The organism is Streptomyces sp. NPDC001530, assembly GCF_042894545.1.
In the GTDB taxonomy this organism is placed as follows: Bacteria; Actinomycetota; Actinomycetes; order Streptomycetales; family Streptomycetaceae; genus Streptomyces.
On record NZ_JBIAVS010000012.1, the window covers coordinates 129,970 to 148,071 of the forward strand.

Annotated in this window: 13 protein-coding genes and 1 pseudogene; 6 read left to right on the forward strand and 8 right to left on the reverse strand. The window is 70.2% G+C overall.

Translation table 11 applies throughout. The features are described 5' to 3' along the window. Positions 1 to 21: 21 nt before the first annotated feature. The gene (locus ACFY0T_RS25265; RefSeq protein WP_330305769.1) at positions 22 to 1,134 is read right to left on the reverse strand and encodes a LacI family DNA-binding transcriptional regulator; all 1,113 of its coding nucleotides are present in this window, start codon (positions 1,132 to 1,134) and stop codon (positions 22 to 24) included. A gap of 410 nt (positions 1,135 to 1,544) precedes the next feature. On the opposite strand from ACFY0T_RS25265, the gene hisC reads away from it, so the two are divergent. Beyond that, a complete protein-coding gene (gene hisC / locus ACFY0T_RS25270) occupies positions 1,545 to 2,624 on the forward strand; it encodes a histidinol-phosphate transaminase (protein WP_388874675.1) in 1,080 nt (359 codons plus the stop codon). Between the two features lie 28 nt (positions 2,625 to 2,652). On the opposite strand, the gene ACFY0T_RS25275 is transcribed toward hisC, so the two are convergent. Next, positions 2,653 to 3,027 (reverse strand): cyclophilin-like fold protein, encoded by a 375-nt coding sequence (locus ACFY0T_RS25275; RefSeq protein WP_388874678.1) that lies wholly within the window; start codon positions 3,025 to 3,027, stop codon positions 2,653 to 2,655. A gap of 248 nt (positions 3,028 to 3,275) precedes the next feature. On the opposite strand from ACFY0T_RS25275, the gene ACFY0T_RS25280 reads away from it, so the two are divergent. From ACFY0T_RS25280 to ACFY0T_RS25300, 5 genes and pseudogenes are all read left to right on the forward strand, one after another. Then, the gene (locus ACFY0T_RS25280) at positions 3,276 to 4,784 is read left to right on the forward strand and encodes a cytochrome ubiquinol oxidase subunit I (RefSeq protein WP_388874681.1); all 1,509 of its coding nucleotides are present in this window, start codon (positions 3,276 to 3,278) and stop codon (positions 4,782 to 4,784) included. A 20-nt stretch (positions 4,785 to 4,804) separates the two neighbouring features. Further along, positions 4,805 to 5,815: a cytochrome d ubiquinol oxidase subunit II gene (gene cydB, locus ACFY0T_RS25285; protein WP_388874684.1), complete on the forward strand. Its 1,011-nt coding sequence runs from the start codon at positions 4,805 to 4,807 to the stop codon at positions 5,813 to 5,815. 117 nt (positions 5,816 to 5,932) lie between these two features. Continuing rightward, on the forward strand, positions 5,933 to 9,436 hold the full coding sequence (gene cydD / locus ACFY0T_RS25290; RefSeq protein ID WP_388874687.1) for a thiol reductant ABC exporter subunit CydD: 3,504 nt from the start codon (positions 5,933 to 5,935) through the stop codon (positions 9,434 to 9,436). A gap of 176 nt (positions 9,437 to 9,612) precedes the next feature. Further along, positions 9,613 to 10,471 (forward strand): annotated as a pseudogene (locus ACFY0T_RS25295) (sensor histidine kinase); the annotation flags it as partial. A 176-nt stretch (positions 10,472 to 10,647) separates the two neighbouring features. Further along, complete coding sequence (locus ACFY0T_RS25300; protein WP_388874690.1) at positions 10,648 to 11,691, forward strand: peptidoglycan DD-metalloendopeptidase family protein; 1,044 nt, start codon at positions 10,648 to 10,650, stop codon at positions 11,689 to 11,691. 9 nt (positions 11,692 to 11,700) lie between these two features. On the opposite strand, the gene ACFY0T_RS25305 is transcribed toward ACFY0T_RS25300, so the two are convergent. The 6 genes from ACFY0T_RS25305 to ACFY0T_RS25330 form a co-directional block, all read right to left on the reverse strand. Continuing rightward, the gene (locus tag ACFY0T_RS25305; RefSeq protein WP_388874693.1) at positions 11,701 to 12,594 is read right to left on the reverse strand and encodes a Cof-type HAD-IIB family hydrolase; all 894 of its coding nucleotides are present in this window, start codon (positions 12,592 to 12,594) and stop codon (positions 11,701 to 11,703) included. Between the two features lie 77 nt (positions 12,595 to 12,671). Next, positions 12,672 to 13,574, reverse strand: coding sequence for an LLM class flavin-dependent oxidoreductase (locus tag ACFY0T_RS25310; RefSeq protein WP_388874696.1), 903 nt, complete (start codon positions 13,572 to 13,574; stop codon positions 12,672 to 12,674). A 90-nt stretch (positions 13,575 to 13,664) separates the two neighbouring features. Next, entirely contained in the window at positions 13,665 to 14,213 is a 549-nt protein-coding gene (locus ACFY0T_RS25315) for an RNA 2'-phosphotransferase (RefSeq protein WP_388874700.1), read from the reverse strand. A gap of 135 nt (positions 14,214 to 14,348) precedes the next feature. Next, a complete protein-coding gene (locus ACFY0T_RS25320) occupies positions 14,349 to 15,293 on the reverse strand; it encodes a MerR family transcriptional regulator (RefSeq protein WP_388874703.1) in 945 nt (314 codons plus the stop codon). Between the two features lie 207 nt (positions 15,294 to 15,500). Next, positions 15,501 to 17,261 carry an SDR family oxidoreductase gene (locus ACFY0T_RS25325; RefSeq protein ID WP_388874706.1) on the reverse strand — a complete coding sequence of 587 codons (1,761 nt, stop codon included), beginning with the start codon at positions 17,259 to 17,261 and terminating at the stop codon, positions 15,501 to 15,503. Further along, positions 17,258 to 18,100 carry a M24 family metallopeptidase gene (locus tag ACFY0T_RS25330; protein WP_388874709.1) on the reverse strand — a complete coding sequence of 281 codons (843 nt, stop codon included), beginning with the start codon at positions 18,098 to 18,100 and terminating at the stop codon, positions 17,258 to 17,260. The genes ACFY0T_RS25325 and ACFY0T_RS25330 overlap by 4 nt, the downstream gene beginning before the upstream one ends. Positions 18,101 to 18,102 lie beyond the last annotated feature (2 nt).

The following is an 18,102-nucleotide window of genomic DNA, read 5'->3' on the forward strand; positions in this document are numbered from 1 at the left end:
CTCCGCCCTTGGGGCAGGGCGTCAACCCTTCTCGGGCGATCGGGGCGCACTGACCGTCGTACGGGGTGGACGGCGTTCGGAGGACGTCCGCACAATCAGCTCCGTCGGTATCACCTGCTCGACCGGTTGGTCCGATTCGACCCCTTCGATGGCGTCGATGAGGAGCTGGACCACGGCCGTGCCGATTCGGCGCGGTTTGAGGGAGAGCGTCGTGATGGGCGGCTCGGTGTTGGCGTAGACGGTGGACTCGCTGCAGCAGACCAGCAGCAGGTCGTCCGGTACGCGCAGGCCGTAGCGGCGGGCCGCGGCGAGCAGGTCGGTGCCGTTCGGGTCGAAGAGACCGTAGACGGCGTCGGGGCGGTCGGGCCGGGCGAGCAGCCGGTCGGCGGCGACGGCTCCCGCGCACGGATCGTGCGCCGGGTAGGCCTCGTACACCGGATCCTGGCCTACCCGCTCGCACCAGCGCAGGTAAGCGGTGGTGGAGAGATGGGTGTACGTGTCCGTGGTGGTGCCGGTGAGGAGGCCGATCCGGCGGGCGCCGGCATCGGCCAGGTGGTCGAGGATGCCCAGGACCGCGGCCTCGTGGTCGTTGTCCACCCAGGCGGTGACCGGGAGCGAACCGGCCGGGCGGCCGTCGGAGACGACCGGTAAGCCCTGCCGGACCAGCTCGCTGACGACCGGGTCCTGGTCGGACGGGTCGATGACCACGGTTCCGTCCAGGGCGACGTTCGACCACACGTCGTGGCGCGAGGTCGCGGGGAGGATGACCAGGGCGTAGCCCCGGGCGAGCGCGGCCGACGTGGCGGCTCTGGCCATCTCCGCGAAGTACGCGAACTCCGTGAAGGTGAAAGGTTCATCCCCGTACGTCGTCACGGTCAGGCCGATGAGGCCCGACTTGCCGGTACGAAGGGTTCGGGCCGCGGCCGACGGGCGATAGCCCAGCCGGTCGGCGACCTCGCGGACGTGGCGTCGGGTGGCGTCCGGGAGCCGGCCCTTGCCGTTGAGGGCATCTGACACAGTCGTGATGGAGACCCCTGCGGCCGCAGCCACGTCTCTGATACCCGCCCGGCCCGGTCGACCGCCTCGGCGGGAGGTCTCCGCCCGGCTCACCTGGTGCTTCCCTGCTGCTGTCATGGCGAGCCGATAGTAGGGCTCATGCGGTGGGGTAGTGCGGACGCATATGCACTCGTTGACAGGCACGTTTCTGCATGGTCAAAAGGGGTCAACTACCTTGGAAATAAAGGTAGTTGAACGCTCCAATGGCAGTACGTGACTTGTCGGCACGCATGAGCCTGCCAAGTGGGCCATGTCTCGAAGAGGTCTCAACTCACCCTCACGAGGGATGCGCGCCACGGCGTGAGCTACCGGCGCGTGCGCGTCCGGGTGGCGCGCCCCCCGTTTCGTACGCCTTCGTACGAGGATGCCCCCACGACCGTACGCGGTTGTCCACAGCCCATTCGCAGCGGCGCCGAATCCTCATAAGGTGAGGAGCATTGGTAGCCGGTGGTGGTCATGAGCCGCTGGTGGTCACGAGGAGGACTGCGGTGAGCGAGACGAGCCCCAAGCTGCGTGCCGAGCTGGAGGGTATTCCCACCTACAAGCCCGGCAAGCCCGCAGCGGCCGGCGGTCCGGTGGCGTACAAGTTGTCCTCCAACGAGAACCCGTATCCGCCGCTGCCCGGCGTGATCGAGAGCGTCACCTCCGCGACCGGGTCCTTCAACCGCTACCCGGACATGGCGTGCACCGGGCTGATGAGCGAGCTGTCGGACCGTTTCGGCGTGCCTCTCTCGCATCTGGCGACCGGCACCGGCTCGGTCGGGGTCGCGCAGCAGCTGCTGCAGGCCACGAGCGGCCCCGGTGACGAGGTCATCTACGCCTGGCGGTCCTTCGAGGCGTACCCGATCATCACGCAGATCAGCGGGGCGACCTCGGTGAAGGTGCCGCTGACGCCGGGCGAGGTGCACGACCTGGACGCGATGGCGGACGCGATCACCGACCGGACCCGGCTGATCTTCGTCTGCAACCCCAACAACCCGACCGGCACCGTGGTGCGCCGGGCCGAGCTGGAGCGATTCCTCGACCGGGTGCCCAGCGATGTGCTGGTCGTCCTGGACGAGGCGTACCGCGAGTTCATCCGCGACGCCGAGGTGCCGGACGGCGTGGCGATCTACCGCGACCGGCCCAACGTCTGCGTGCTGCGCACCTTCTCCAAGGCGTACGGGCTCGCGGGCCTGCGGGTCGGCTTCGCGATCGCCCATGAGCCGGTCGCCGCGGCGCTGCGTAAGACGGCGGTGCCCTTCGGCGTGAGCCAGCTGGCCCAGGACGCCGCGGTGGCGAGCCTGCGCGCCGAGGACGAGCTGCTCGGCCGGGTCGGCACCCTGGTGTGTGAGCGCAACCGGGTGGTCGACGCGCTGCGCGGCCAGGGCTGGACGGTGCCCGAGACCCAGGCCAACTTCGTCTGGCTGCGGCTGGGGGAGCGCACCCTCGACTTCGCCGCCCACTGCGAGCAGGCCGGGGTCGTCGTACGCCCCTTCGCCGGCGAGGGCGTCCGCGTGACGATCGGCGAAACCGAGGCGAACGACATCTTCCTGAAGGCGACGGACGGGTTCCGCAAGGAGCTCTAGTCCCCAGGAGTTCCAGGCGTAAGGAGCTCTAGTCCCCGACGAGTTCTACGCGTACGGGGTCGCCGTCCCGCACGGTGGCAAGCGGGCGCGGGTCGTCGTCGAGGCGGCCGAGGACGTTGCACGGGCTTGCGAGGCGGCACTCGTCGCCTCTCGAGATGGGTGTGGGCCCGTAGGGGAGCGCGAGGGCGTCGCCGTCGGTCCAGAAGGCCACCGTGCCGGGTGCGACGACCTGTTGGGCGCTCTCCTCGAGGGCGACGGAGAGGCCGGTGTCGAAGTAGACCTCCTCGCCCCAGGTGCGGCCGGTGGAGGCGAGCGGCAGTGCCTTGGCAAGGGCCCGGGCGGTCGGGGTGTCGTCGAGGGTCGCGGTGAGGTGTCCCGCGGGCCAGGAGATCCGTATCTGCATGCCGCGGATTCAACAATATGTTGAAGGTCTTGGGAACCCCTCTCGCGCCATGGGTTCACCGGCCCCTCCCCATGGGGGCCGGTCGGTCCGCCTTAGGGACCCCCCACCCCTCACCCCTCGAACGGCCATGCGTCATAATTGCTTGTGAATGTGAACGCGTTCACAAACGTGTCCCGGTTGCTCCCGTATGTACGCGACAAAGGGGGCAAACTGCCGCTGTACCACGGCGACGTAAGGAGACTGACGACGTGGAATTGGCTTTGGCGCCGGAGACTCTGGCGCGATGGCAGTTCGGCATCACCACCGTCTACCACTTCCTCTTCGTCCCCCTGACGATCTCGCTCGCCGCGCTCACCGCCGGCCTGCAGACGGCGTGGGTGCGCACGGAGAAGGAGAAGTACCTCAGGGCCACCAAGTTCTGGGGCAAGCTCTTTCTGATCAACATCGCGATGGGTGTGGTCACCGGCATCGTGCAGGAGTTCCAGTTCGGCATGAACTGGTCCGACTACTCGCGCTTCGTCGGTGACATCTTCGGTGCACCGCTCGCCTTCGAGGCCCTGATCGCCTTCTTCTTCGAGTCCACCTTCATCGGGCTGTGGATCTTCGGCTGGGACAAGCTGCCGAAGAAGCTCCACCTCGCCTGCATGTGGATGGTCTCGATCGGCACGATCCTGTCGGCGTACTTCATCCTCGCGGCCAACTCGTGGATGCAGCACCCCGTCGGCTACAAGATCAACAAGGCGAAGGGCCGTGCCGAACTCACCGACTTCTGGGCGGTTCTGAGCCAGAACACCACGCTCGCCCAGGTCTTCCACACCCTCTCCGCGGCCTTTCTCACGGGCGCCGCCTTCATGATCGGTATTTCCGCCTTCCACCTGGCGCGCAAGAAGCACGTTCCCGTGATGAAGACCTCGCTGCGGCTCGGTCTGGTCACCATCGTCATCGCCGGCCTGCTCACCGCGATCAGCGGCGACCGGCTCGGCAAGGTCATGTACGACCAGCAGCCGATGAAGATGGCCGCGGCCGAAGCGCTGTGGGACGGCGAGAGCCCGGCACCCTTCTCGGTCTTCGCCGTCGGTGACGTCGACAAGGGCCACAACAGGGTCGCCATAGAGATTCCGGGACTGCTGTCCTTCCTGGCCAAGGACGACTTCAGCTCGTACGTCCCCGGCATCAACGACGTCAACAAGTCCGAGCAGGCCAAGTACGGGCCCGGCGACTACCGGCCCAACATCCCCGTCGCCTACTGGGGCTTCCGCTGGATGATCGGCTTCGGCATGGCGTCTTTCGCCATCGGCCTGGTCGGGCTCTGGCTGACCCGCAAGAAGTTCATGCTGCCGCAGCACCTGCGGGTCGGCGACGACGAAGTGCCGCACCTGGTGCTCTTCAAGAAGAAGGCGCTCGGTCCGACCCTCACCAAGTGGTACTGGCGCATCGCGCTCTGGACCCTGGCCTTCCCGCTGATCGCCAACTCCTGGGGCTGGATCTTCACCGAGATGGGCCGTCAGCCGTGGGTCGTCTACGGCGTCCTGCAGACCCGTGACGCGGTCTCCCCCGGTGTCTCGCAGGGCGAGGTGCTCACGTCAATGATCGTCTTCACGACGCTCTACGCGATCCTCGCCGTCGTCGAGGTCAAGCTGCTCGTGAAGTACGTCAAGGCCGGACCCCCCGAGCTCACCGAGGCCGACCTCAACCCGCCCACCAAGATCGGCGGCGACTCCCGTGACGCCGACAAGCCGATGGCCTTCTCCTACTAGGCCCAGGGAGCTGCTGAGTCATGGAACTTCACGACGTCTGGTTCGTACTCATCGCGGTCCTCTGGATCGGCTACTTCTTCCTGGAAGGGTTCGACTTCGGAGTCGGTGTCCTCACGAAGCTGCTGGCCCGGGACCGCACCGAGAAGCGGGTGCTGATCAACACGATCGGTCCCGTCTGGGACGGCAACGAGGTGTGGCTGCTCACGGCGGGCGGCGCGACCTTCGCCGCCTTCCCCGAGTGGTACGCCACACTCTTCTCCGGTTTCTATCTGCCGCTGCTGATCATCCTGGTCTGCCTGATCGTGCGCGGTGTCGCCTTCGAGTACCGGGCGAAGCGGTCGGAGGAGCACTGGCAGCGCAACTGGGAGACGGCGATCTTCTGGACCTCGCTGATCCCGGCATTCCTGTGGGGTGTGGCCTTCGGCAACATCGTGCGCGGAGTGAAGATCGACGAGCACTTCGAGTACGTGGGCAACTTCTGGGATCTGCTCAACCCGTACGCGCTCCTCGGCGGTCTGGTCACGCTGACGCTGTTCACCTTCCACGGGACGGTGTTCGTCGGGCTCAAGACCGTCGGGGACATCCGGGAGCGGGCCCGGACGCTGGCGCTGCAAGTCGGGGTGGCGTCAGCCGTGCTGGCGCTGATCTTCCTGCTCTGGACCCAGGTCGAGAACGGTGACGGCACGTCGCTGGTCGCCTTGGCCGTGGCTGTGGTCGCACTCGTCGCGGCGCTCGTGGCGGTCAACGGTGGCCGTGAGGGCTGGGCGTTCGCGCTGTCGGGGCTCACCATCGTGGCCGCCGTCGCGATGCTCTTCCTGACGCTCTTCCCGAACGTCATGCCGTCCTCGCTCAATGACGACTGGAGCCTGACGGTCACCAACGCCTCGTCGAGCCCGTACACCCTGAAGATCATGACCTGGTGTGCGGGGATCGCCACGCCGATCGTCGTGCTCTACCAGTCTTGGACGTACTGGGTGTTCCGCAAGCGGATCGGTACGCATCACATCGCCGCGGATGTGGCGGCGCACTGAGTCCGCAGGGCCAAAGAGTGTGCCGCGCACGGAGGTCCGCTGAATCGAAGGGCATGTTTCACGTGAAACGGCCGTTTCACGTGAAACATGCTCGATGAGCCCAAGGGTGTGTTTCACGTGAAACCAATCGATCCGCGTCTGCTCCGGTACGCCCGCGCCACTCGCCTCTTTCTCGCGGCGGTCGTTGGGCTGGGGGCCGCCGGGGCGGCGCTGGTCATTGCCCAGGCGATGCTCATTGCCGAAGTGGTGGTCGGCGCCTTCCAGCACGGTCTCTCCGCCGGTGAGCTTCGCACGCCGCTGATGCTGTTGGCGGTGGTCGCGATTGGGCGGGCGGTCGTCTCCTGGCTCACCGAGCTCGCCGCGCACCGGGCGAGTGCGGCGGTCAAGTCGGAGTTGCGGGGGCGGCTGCTGGAGAGGGCCGCGCTGCTCGGACCTGGTTGGCTGAGCGGGCAGCGGACGGGCTCGCTGGTTGCCCTCGCTACGCGGGGAGTTGATGCGCTCGACGACTACTTCTCGCGCTATCTGCCGCAGTTGGGGCTCGCGGTGGTGGTTCCGGTGGCCGTGCTCGCGCGGATCGTCACCGAGGACTGGGTGTCGGCGGCGATCATCGTCGTCACACTGCCGCTGATCCCGCTCTTCATGATTCTGATCGGCTGGGCCACGCGGACACAGATGGACCGTCAGTGGCGGCTGCTGTCTCGTCTTTCGGGTCACTTCCTGGATGTCGTGGCGGGATTGCCCACGCTCAAGGTGTTCGGCCGGGCCAAGGCGCAGGCCGAGTCGATCCGAAAGATCACCGGCGAGTACCGGCAGGCGACCATGCGGACGCTGCGGATCGCCTTCCTGTCGTCTTTCGCGCTGGAGCTGCTCGCCACCATCTCGGTCGCGCTGGTCGCGGTGACCATCGGGATGCGGCTCGTTCACGGCGAGATGGATCTGTACGTGGGGCTCGTCATCCTCGTCCTCGCGCCCGAGGCGTATCTGCCGCTGCGGCAGGTGGGAGCGCAGTACCACGCCGCCGCCGAGGGGCTCGCGGCGGCCGAGGAGATCTTCGCGGTGCTGGAAACCCCGGTGCCGGCCTCCGGCTCGCTGCGCGCGACGGCCGGGGAGATCGGCTTCGAGGGCGTGACCGTGCGGTACCCGGGGCGCTCCGGCGACGCGGTCTCGGACGTCTCCTTCACGGTCGAGCCCGGCGAGACGGTGGCTCTCGTGGGACCGAGCGGCGTGGGCAAGTCGACGCTGCTGAACGTCCTGCTGGGGTTCGTGGAGCCCGCCGCGGGGCGAGTGAGGATCGGGGGAGTCGATCTCTCCGAGGCCGACCTGGTGGAGTGGCGCTCGCAGGTGGCCTGGGTGCCGCAGCGGCCCCATCTGTACGCCGGGTCGATCGCCGAGAACGTACGGCTGGCGCGGCCCGACGCCGACGACGCGGCGCTGCGACGGGCGCTGACCGACGCGGGTGCGGCCGGTTTCGTCGACGCGCTGCCCGGCGGGATCGACACGGTCCTCGGCGAGGACGGGGCCGGGCTGTCGGCGGGCCAGCGCCAACGCCTCGCCCTCGCCCGGGCGTTCCTCGCGGACCGGCCCGTGCTGCTCCTCGACGAGCCGACGGCTTCGCTGGACGGGGCGACGGAAGCGGAGGTCGTGGAGGCGGTGCGGCGGCTCGCCGTGGGGCGGACGGTGCTGCTGGTGGTGCACCGGCCGGCGTTGCTGGGGGTGGCCGACCGAGTGGTGCGGCTGGAACCCGGGGCGCCCGTCGAGGTGTCCGGCCCCGCGGAGTCCAGCCGCGCGCAGTCGCTCCGGCAGGTCGATCCGGAGGGCGTGCCCGCAGGCGGCGGCGAAGAGCCTCATCCGGCTCCGCGGCAGCGGGGTGGCGTGCTTGCCCGGGTCCGGGCCATGGGCGCTCCACGGCGTGGGCCGCTCACGTTGGCTCTGCTCCTCGGCAGCCTCGCGCTCGGCAGTGCCGTCGGACTGATGGCCACTTCCGGGTGGCTCATCTCGCGGGCGTCCCAGCAGCCGCCGGTGCTGTATCTGATGGTGGCTGTGACGGCCACGCGGGCGTTCGGGATCGGCCGGGCCGTGTTCCGGTACGCGGAGCGGCTCGTGTCGCACGACGCGGTGCTGCGGATGCTGGCCGACACCCGGGTCGCCGTGTACCGGCGCCTGGAGCGTCTCGCGCCCGCGGGGCTGCGGACGACCCGGCGCGGTGATCTGCTGTCGCGGCTCGTCGCCGACGTGGACGCGATGCAGGACTACTGGCTGCGGTGGCTGCTGCCCGCAGGAGCCGCGGTCGTGGTGTCCGCCGCATCCGTCGGCTTCACCGCCTGGCTGCTGCCCGAGGCCGGTGCCGCCCTCGCCGTCGGGCTGCTGGCGGCCGGCGTCGGCGTCCCGCTCGTCACCGGCGCAGTGGCGCGCCGCGCCGAGCGGCGGCTGGCTCCCGCGCGCGGTGTCCTGGCGACACGGGTGACCGATCTGCTGACGGGAACGGCCGAGTTGACTGTCGCGGGCGCGCTGCCCGCCCGTACCGCCGAGGCACGGCGGGCCGACACGGTGCTCACCCGTATCGCCTCCCGGGCCGCCACCGCGACCGCGCTCGGCGACGGGCTCACGGCGCTCGCGTCCGGGCTGACCGTCGCGGCCACCGCCCTCGTGGGCGCCCAGGCGGTCGCCGCGGGGCGGCTGGGCGGCGTGGCGATGGCCGTTGTCGTCCTCACCCCGCTGGCCGCGTTCGAGGCCGTCCTAGGGCTGCCGCTCGCCGTGCAGTACCGGCAGCGGGTGCGCCGGAGCGCGGAGCGTGTGTACGAGGTGCTGGACGCCCCCGATCCCGTACGCGAACCGGAGCGGCCGCAGGCGGCGCCCGCGTCGCCGTTCCCGCTGCGTGTGCAAGGGCTCCGGGCCCGCCACGCCGGACAGGACCGGGACGCGCTCGCCGGGCTCGATCTGACCCTCGAACAGGGCCACAGGATCGCCGTCGTCGGCACCTCCGGGGCCGGTAAGACCACGCTCGCGCAGGTGCTGCTGCGATTCCTGGACGCGGGGGCGGGGACGTACATGCTGGGCGGTGTGGACGCGTACGCGATGGACGGGGACGCCGTACGCCGCCTCGTCGGGCTGTGTGCGCAGGACGCGCACCTCTTCGACAGCACGGTCCGCGAGAACCTGCTGCTGGCCCGGAAGGACGCGACCGAGGCCGAACTGCGCGCCGCGCTCGGGCGGGCCCGGCTTCTCGACTGGGCGGACGGGCTGCCCGACGGGCTCGACACGCTGATCGGCGAGCACGGGGCCCGGCTGTCCGGCGGCCAGCGCCAGCGGCTCGCGCTGGCCCGGGCGCTCCTCGCCGACTTCCCCGTTCTCGTCCTGGACGAGCCCGCGGAACATCTCGACCTGCCGACGGCCGACGCGCTCACCGCGGATCTGCTGGCCGCCACCGAGGGCCGTACGACGCTGCTGATCACGCACCGGCTGGCCGGGCTCGACGCCGTGGACGAGGTGATCGTGCTCGCGGAGGGGCGTGTGGTCCAGCGTGGTGCGTACGCGGAGCTGGCGGCTGTCGAGGGTCCGCTGCGGGAGATGGTGGAGAGGGAGGCGGCGGGGGATCTACTGGTCGGGGCGGCGGGGCGCTAGGAGTGGTCGGCGGCTTGCCGCCTTGGCGATTCGCTGGCCGCAGTCCCGCCGCGTTGCCGATCCGCTGCCTCTCCGCCCTGCCGATCCGCAGTCTCGCCGTCTCGCGGACTCGCTGGCTTGGCCGCCCGTGCTGGGCGCCGCCTCTCCGGCTCGCTGTCTCGGCGCCGTGCCTGCCGCTGCCTCACCGTCTTGTTGTGCTGCCGTCTCGCTGTCTCCGTCCGGCCGTGTTCGTCGAGGACGCGGCCCCCAATCCGCGCGCGCTCACCGATCTCGCGCCCGCCTACGGGCCGACCATGATGCTGCCCCTGCAGAGCGCCTCCTGGGCGCCCTCGTCATGCCCCGCGCCCGCGGAGGCCACCCCTTCGCGGAGACGGAGCGCACCCTCGCCGCGCAGTTCCCCTCCCAGGCCGTGTTTGCGCTGATGATGGCCGAGGCGCAGCGGGACCGGGAGCGGCTCGCGGTATACGAGGACCGCGACCGGATCGCCCGTGATCTGCACGACGTCACATCCAGCGGCTGTTCGCCACCGGGATGATGCTGGAGAGCGCACAGCGGCGCTCGGTCGTGCCCGAGGTGCGGGAGGGCATCGGCAAGGCGGTCGACGAACTCGACGTCACCATCCGGGAGATCCGCACCGCCATCTTCGCGCTCCACCAGGGCTCCACCAGGGCCCCGCTGAAATACCGTCCGGGCTGCGTAGCCGGGTGCTGCGCGAGATCAACATGGCCGCCGTACCCCTCGGTTTCAAGCCGGGCCACCGCTTCATCGGTCCCGTTGACACCGTGGTCGGTGAACGCGTCGGCAAGAACCTCATCGCCGCCTTGCGTCGACGCGACCGCGCAACTGCCCGACGGGCAGCAGGTCGTACGCCTCACCGTCACCGACGACGGCCTCGGTATCCCCGACGGCGGCCGGCGCAGCGGTCTGAGGAACCTCAAACAGCGCGCCGAGTCCCTGGGCGGGGACAGCTGGTACGGGCCGGGGATCGTCGAAGACGGGGACGGTACGACGGTGGTGTGGCAGGCGCCGCACTGAGCCGCCACGACGGCAGGTGTGGCAGGCGCCGTCTGAGCCGCCACGAGTGGGGTGGCCAACACGTTGAATCCGGGCCCCTGTTCGGCCCAATACAGTGAGCCATCCGTGGCGGCAGGTCCCCCAGGCGTGCGACTGGGACAGGCCCCTTGCCGACGGCGCGGGCCACGATCGCTGTCATGCGCTCATCTCGCCGTCATCCCCTGCTCGTGCCGGCGCTGCTGTGCGCGCTCGCGGTCCTCGCGGCCCGTCCCACGGCGGGCGAGGACGACGGCGAGGATCCCGGTATCAGCGCCCAGGTGGCGCGGCTGTACGAGGACGCCTCGGTGGCGACTCAGCAGTACGAGGCGGGGCGGCGGGAGGCCGAGGCGCAGCGGACCAGGGCGGAGCGGGCCGAGCAACTCCTCGCGCGTGAGCGGCAGGACATCGCGGTGCTGCACGAGGACCTGGGACGGATCGCGCGCGCCCAGTACCGACAGGGCGGCGGGCTCCCGTACACCGCGCAGATGCTGCTCGCGGACAGCCCCGACGATTTGATGCGCGGTCAGCGCGCCATCTGGCGGGCGGATCACGCCGTCGACAACGCCGTCTCCGAGAGCCGTCACGCCGAGGAGCGGCTCGCCGCCGACGAGGCGAAGGCCCGGTCCGAGTGGCAGGCGCTGGAGAAGCGGAGCGGTGAACTCGCCGAGATGAAGCGGACCGTCCAGGCGAAGCTCGACGAGGCGCGGGCAACGCTCCAGAGCCAGGCGGACGCCTCCGTGGCGGCGGGCTCCTGCCGTGCCGCCGTACGCCTGGACCAGCCGAGGACACACGTCACGCGCGCGTGGGTCGCGCCGGTGGAGACCTACCGACTCTCCGCGGGCTTCGGCAGCGGCGGCGAGCATTGGGCGAGCCGGCACACCGGGCAGGACTTCGCGGTTCCCATCGGCACGCCGGTGCGGGCCGTCGGGGCAGGCCGGGTGGTGACGGTGTCCTGCGGCGGCGCCTTCGGCATCGAGATCGTGATCGAGCACCCCGGCGGCTACTGCACGCAGTACGCGCACCTCGCCGCCGTCACCGTCGACCAGGGCGAGCGCGTGTCCACCGGGCAGTGGATCGGGCAGTCCGGCACGAGCGGCAACTCGACCGGTCCGCATCTGCACTTCGAGGTGCGGGTCACACCGGAGTTGGGGTCGGCCGTCGATCCCGTGCCGTGGCTGGCCGAGCACGGGGTCCCGCTCTGAAAGAGCGGGTCATTGCGACAACCGCTCCGCGACCATCCGCTCGATCACGACCGCCACCCCGTCCTCGTTGTTGGCGACCGTGCGTCCGGAGGCCGCGGCGATCACGTCGGGGTGGGCGTTGCCCATGGCGTACGACTGGCCGGCCCAGGTGAGCATTTCGACGTCGTTCGGCATGTCTCCGAAGGCGACGACCTCCTCGTGGGAGATACCGCGCTCGGCGCAGCACAGCGCGAGGGTGCTGGCCTTGGAGACGCCAGGACCGCTGATCTCAAGGAGAGCGCTGGGGCTGGAGCGGGTGACATTGGCCCGGTCGCGGATGGCGTGGCGGGCGACGGTGAGAAAGTCGTCCGGGTCCATCTCGGGGTGGTACGCGAGCACTTTGAGCACAGGCTGATCGGCGTCGAGGGCGTCCTCGGTGAGGAGTTTCTCGGCGGGCGCGACGGTCTCCGGGGGCTCCATGTGCAGCGACGGGTAGCCCGGTTCGAGATGCAGGCCGTACGTCCGCTCGACGGCGCACACGGTGCCCGGCGCGGCGGCGCGCAGCAGTTGGACGACGCGGAGCGCGATGTCGGGCGCCAACTCCCGGATCTTGACGAAGCGGTGGGCGCCGGGGCCGCCGTGCAGGTCGACCACGGCGGCGCCGTTGCCGCAGATCGCCAGGCCGTGCCCGTGGACGTGGTCGCTGACGACGTCCATCCAGCGGGCCGGGCGGCCGGTGACGAAGAAGACCTCGATACCCGCCTGCTCGGCGGCGGCGAGGGCGGCGATCGTGCGCTCGGAGACGGACTTGTCGTCCCGCAGCAGGGTGCCGTCGAGATCCGTGGCGATCAGCCGGGGCGGAACGGTGGAGGCCGGGGTCTCGGGCCGTCGAGTCGCTGAGGTCACCGGGCCATTCTCCCGCATATGCGCGCACGGGCGTGCGGCAGTCCGCACACTTGAGTGGTGACCGTCCTCACCAGCGCCGTTACGCCCCGTCGCACTCAGCGCAGCTGTGTCAGGGCCTCCATGGCGATCCGCTCGAAGACCTTCTGGTCGGCCGCGAAGTCCGAGTCGGGGATCGGCCAGTGGATCACGATGTCGGTGAAGCCCAGCTCCGCGTGCCGGCCCGCGAAGTCGACGAACGCGTCGAGGGACTCCAGCGGTCGGCCGCGGTCCGGGGTGAAGCCGGTGAGCAGGATCTTGTCGAGCTCGTCCACGTCCCGGCCGATGGCGGCGCAGGCGTCGGCCAGCTTGTCGACCTGCCCGCGAATGGCCTGAACCGACTGGGCGGGGGTGCCCGTCTCGTACAGCTTCGGGTCACCGGTCGTCACCCACGCCTGCCCGTACCGGGCGGCGAGCTTCAGTCCGCGCGGACCGGTGGCGGCCACCGCGAACGGCAGCCGGGGGCGCTGGACGCAGCCGGGGATGTTGCGTGCCTCGTGGGCCGAGTAGTAGTCGCCGCCGTACGAGACGGAGTCCTCGGTGAGGAGCCGGTCGAGCAGCGGTACGAACTCGCCGAAGCGGTCGGCGCGCTCGCGCGGGGTCCAGGGGTCCTGGCCGAGCGCCGTGGCGTCGAAGCCGGTGCCACCCGCGCCGACGCCGAGGGTGATCCGGCCGTTCGAGATGTCGTCGAGGGAGATCAGTTCCTTGGCGAGGGGCACCGGGTGCCGGAAGTTCGGCGAGGTCACGAGCGTGCCGAGGCGGAGGCGGTCGGTGACGGCGGCCGCGGCGGTCAGCGTGGGGACGGCCCCGAACCACGGGCCGTCGCGGAAGGTCCGCCACGACAGATGGTCGTACGTGAACGCGGTGTGGAAGCCGAGCTGCTCCGCACGCTGCCAGGTGGAACGCCCGCCCTCGTGCCAGCGGACGTACGGCAGGATCACGGTGCTCAGACGCAGACTCATACATCGAGCGTAAGCGGAACCACCGAGTGGTCCCGGCCATCGCATGATCACCTTCCGCTGCCCGCCTGGTCGGTTTTCCGCCTGTTCTGGTCAGTGCCCCGAGGGAAACCGCAGGTACTGAGGGGGTACGGCGGCGGTCAGCCAGACCCCGTTCGCGCTGACCCGGAAGACATGGCCGTCGCGGTGCATGGCGGCGGCGTCCACGGACAGCACGATGGGACGGCCGCGGCGGGCGCCGACGCGGGTGGCGGTCTCCCGGTCCGCAGAGAGGTGCACGTCGTGCCGGCTCATGGGCTTGAGGCCCTCGGCGCGGATCGCGTCCAGGTTGCGGGCCACCGTGCCGTGGTAGAGGTACGCGGGCGGGGTCGCCGGGGGCAGTCCGAGGTCGATCTCGACGGAGTGGCCCTGGCTGGCACGGATCCGGGTCCCCTCGATCGCGAAGCGACGTTTGTCGTTCGTGGCCACCACGTGATCGAGCTCCTCGCGTGTGAACCGGAAGCCGTGCGCGGCCGCCGCGGCCATCAGCGCGTCGATCTCGACCCAGCCGCCCTCGCCGAGCGTGAGCCCGATCCGCTCGGGCTGGTGCCGCAGATGCTTCGAGAGGTACTTCGACACGTTCACGGTGCGTCTTTCATCCATCCGTTCGTTCATCTCTCCAGCGTGCCGGGCGAGAGACGGATCACGCATTTGATTTTGATTCGGAGGTTTGATCCACAACCAAGTGCGGTTATCCACAAGGGAATTGACGATTCTGTGGACAACTATCCATCCGATTCAGGTTGTTTCGTCAACTTTGTTGCGATTGACATAGTTTGAGGCTAGCTGATCCAAGGTCCGTGAATTTACCTCGCGTTCAGCCGCCGCGGTGACGAAGGCCGCCACCTGCTCCGCACCAACCAGCCTTTCGACAGCCCGCATTGTGTCGGCGGGTATCTCCACCAAACGCGTCTCGTCCGTGGCCTCCACGGGGTGCCCGCCGCCGAGGTGCCGACGTAGATGCCGGTTGGCGAACAGCCGCATCGCGCGGGCCAGTTCGGCATCCACCGTCTGCTGCGCGAGCGGTCGCAGCCGTCGTACGAGTGAGGCCGCTTCGGCCGCCTCCGCGTCGGTCGGCGGGTGCTCCCCCAGATAGCGCGCGAAGACATGCTCGGTCGTGAACTCCAGGAAACGGGAAGCGATGTGCTCGACCCGACCCCTCAACTCCCGCAAATGGCCCGAGATCGCGGACAGCGGAACGCCCGCCGCGTGCAACTCGGCGGCCACGGCCAGCTCTTGAGGGCTCGGGACCAGGAAGGAGTCCTCGTCCCCGGGAACCGGCTCCAGCACACCGAGCTCCACGGCATCGGCCACCGCGGCGTCGTCCGGGCTGCCGCCGAACCGCTCGTCGAGTTCGGCCCGCGAGATCCGTACGGGCTCCTCGTCGGTCCACGGTCCGTCCACCTCCGCGACCAGACCGAGGACCCCGCCGAGGCCCCGGCCCGCGTCCCAGGCCTCCAGAAGCTCCTTGATGGAGGCCAGTGTGTAACCGCGGTCGAGGAGATCGGCGATCTGCCGCAGCCTCGCCAGATGCGCGTCCGCGTACACATTGGCGCGGCCGCGCCGCTCGGGGCGGGGGAGCAGCCCGCGGTCCTGATAGGCGCGGATCGTCCGGACCGTGGCGCCGCTGTGGTGCGCCAGGTCCTCGATCCGGTACGAGGTTTCGACCGAGCCGTCGCTCACGCTCTGCTCCTCACTGCGCTGTCGTGCCTCCGTCACAAGGGCGCCCGGCGCCGCGGCTGTGCCCGCCCTCCCCCAATGCTCGGCTGCGCTTGAACAGCGGGGACCCCATCGCCCTGCGGAACGGCTGCCCACAGCGGTTAAGGCCCCGCGCGCGTCCCTTACGCGCTAGGAGGCGCCCCATGGCCATCGAGGCGCTCGGCATCCCGCTCACAGTGGTGGCTCCAACCGTGCGATCGCGCGCAGCGCCCTCGGCGTGAAGCGGGATATGAGGTGGGCGCCGCGCGCCTCCGGGGTGACGGGGACGACCGCCTGGTTGCGGACCACCGCGCGCAGGATCGCGTCGGCGACCTTCTCTGGCGGGTAGTTGCGCAGCCCGTACAGCCGCGCCGACCTCTTCTGGCGCCGCTTCTCCTCGAGGGCGTCGACCCCGGCGAAGTGCGCGGTCGAGGTGATGTTCGTGTTGACGAAGCCGGGGCAGATCGCCGAGACGCCGATGCCCTGCCCGGCCAGCTCCGCGCGCAGGCACTCGCTGAGCATCAGGACCGCCGCCTTGGAGGTGCTGTAGGCGGGCAGCGCCTTCGAGGGCTGGTACGCCGCCGCCGACGCCGTGTTGACGATGTGGCCGCCCTGGCCGCGCTCGGCCATCTGCTTCCCGAAGAGCCGGCAGCCGTGGATCACGCCCCACAGATTGACGTCGAGGACCTTCTTCCAGTCCTCCGGGGTCGTGTCGAAGAAGGACCCGGAGAGCCCGATCCCGGCGTTGTTCACCAGCACGTCCACCACGCCGTACTCGGTGGCGACCTTCTCGGCGAGCTTCTCCATGGCCTGCTCGTCGCAGACGTCGACCGTCTCGGCCCAGGCCTCGGGGGACCCGATCAGCCGGGACATCTCCGCCGTGCGGGCCGCGCCCTCCGCGTCCCGGTCGACGGCCACCACGCGCGCGCCGGCCTCGGCGAACGCGAAGGCGGTGGCCCGCCCGATGCCGCTGCCCGCGCCGGTGACCAGCACGAGCTGTCCGGCGAACCGGTCCGCGTACTTTCCGGTGGCCACGGTGTCCCGTACGGATACCCCGTCTTCGTTGGCGTGGACGAATTCCGTGATCCAGGAGGCCAGTTGATCGGGGCGCGTGCGCGGAATCCAGTGCTTGGCGGGGAGCGTGCGGCGCACCAGCCGCGGGGCCCACGTCTCCAGCTCGTCGTAGAGCCGCTCGGAGAGGAACGCGTCCCCGAGGGGCGTGACGAGCTGCACGGGCGCGTGCGCGTAGGCGTCCGCGCGCGGCCTGCTCAGCCGGGCCCGTACGTTGTCGCGGTACAGCCAGGCGCCATGCGCCGCGTCGGTCGGCAGTGACGCGGTCGGGTAGTCGCCCGCGGGGACCTTCTCGACCCGCTGGAGGATCTTCGGCCACTGCTTGCCGAGGGGACCGCGCCAGGCCAGCTCGGGCAGGGCGGGCGTATGCAGCAGATACACGTACCAGGACTTGGCGCCCTGGCCGAGGAGCTGGCCGACCCTGCGCGGGGTGGGCCGCTTCACGCGCTGCTTGATCCAGTGCCCGAAGTGGTCGAGGGACGGCCCGGACATCGACGTGAAGGACGCGATCCGGCCCTCGGTGCGCGGGACGGTCACGAACTCCCACGACTGCACCGAACCCCAGTCGTGCCCCACCAGGTGCACCGGCCTGTCGGGGCTGACCGCGTCCACGACCGCCAGGAAGTCGTCGGTCAGCTTCTCCAGTGTGAACCCGCCGCGCAGCGGCTGCGGCGCCGACGACCGGCCGTGTCCCCGTACGTCGTACAGCACGACATGGAAGCGCTCGGCGAGCTGTCCGGCGACCTCGGACCACACCTCCTTGGAGTCCGGATAGCCGTGCACGAGCACCACCGTGGGCTGTGTCTCGTCGCCCAACTCGGCGACACACAGCTCGACTCCGCCCGTCCGCACCCAGCGTTCGCGCGCCCCTTCGAGACTCACTTGTCCTCCGCCCAGCGCCGCACATGCGGCAGATCGTCGTCCAGCCAGAACGCGCTCTCCCGAGGGTCCTTGGAGTCGGTGACGACCAGGATCTCCTCGAACTTCGCGCCCGTGCCCCGGAATCCGAGGTGCGGTTCGACCGCCCACAGCCCCGGCCGGGGCGGATGGTCGGAGAACCTGTACGGCGACCACAGTGGTGACCAGCCGTCGCGGTGACCGTGGATCGCGTCGCTCGCCAGCCCCTTCAGGGACTGGGTGCCGAACCCGAACAACCGTGGTGACCAGGGGCGTTCCTTCACCCGGTCCACCTTGTGCGCGATCACGCCGAACGGATACGCGCGGTGCCGGTTCGCATAGCCCTGGCGGACCATGAGCCAGTCCACGTCCTCGTAGATCTCCCGCAGCGGCCTGCGCTCGCGCACCTCGCGCAGGATCAGCTCGCGGTGCGCTTCCAGGTCGGCGAGCAGCTTGTCCTGCACGGGGTTCAGCCCGAGCGAGCCCGAGTACCCGATGTCCGCCGTGAAGCCCTTGTGGACCGGGGCCATGTCGAGGATGAACGGCATCCCCGGCTCCAGGCGGCGGTTGGTGGGGAAGAACTGCAGCGGGATCCGGAAGTCCACGAACGCCGTGCGGTCCCCGAACCAGGCGAAGGGCAGGTGGAACCAGTCCCGCACCCCGCGCTCGCGCAGCCGTGCGCGCTGCATGCGCGCCGCCTCGCGCTCGGTCACGCCGGGCTTCAGCTGCGCGGCCACGGCCTCCGCGCACTCGTACGCGAGCCGCTGAACTTCTCTGAACCCCCGCAGTTCCGCGGAGAGTTCGCCTGCCACTGCCGTCGTCATGC

Excerpts from the sequence above, each read along its gene's own strand:
- ACFY0T_RS25265 (WP_330305769.1), bottom strand. The coding sequence starts at position 1,134 with ATGACAGCAGCAGGGAAGCACCAGGTGAGCCGGGCGGAGACCTCCCGC.
- ACFY0T_RS25275 (WP_388874678.1), bottom strand. The coding sequence starts at position 3,027 with ATGCAGATACGGATCTCCTGGCCCGCGGGACACCTCACCGCGACCCTC.
- cydB (WP_388874684.1), top strand. The coding sequence starts at position 4,805 with ATGGAACTTCACGACGTCTGGTTCGTACTCATCGCGGTCCTCTGGATC.
- ACFY0T_RS25300 (WP_388874690.1), top strand. The coding sequence starts at position 10,648 with ATGCGCTCATCTCGCCGTCATCCCCTGCTCGTGCCGGCGCTGCTGTGC.
- ACFY0T_RS25305 (WP_388874693.1), bottom strand. The coding sequence starts at position 12,594 with ATGCGGGAGAATGGCCCGGTGACCTCAGCGACTCGACGGCCCGAGACC.
- ACFY0T_RS25310 (WP_388874696.1), bottom strand. The coding sequence starts at position 13,574 with ATGAGTCTGCGTCTGAGCACCGTGATCCTGCCGTACGTCCGCTGGCAC.
- ACFY0T_RS25315 (WP_388874700.1), bottom strand. The coding sequence starts at position 14,213 with ATGGATGAAAGACGCACCGTGAACGTGTCGAAGTACCTCTCGAAGCAT.
- ACFY0T_RS25330 (WP_388874709.1), bottom strand. The coding sequence starts at position 18,100 with ATGACGACGGCAGTGGCAGGCGAACTCTCCGCGGAACTGCGGGGGTTC.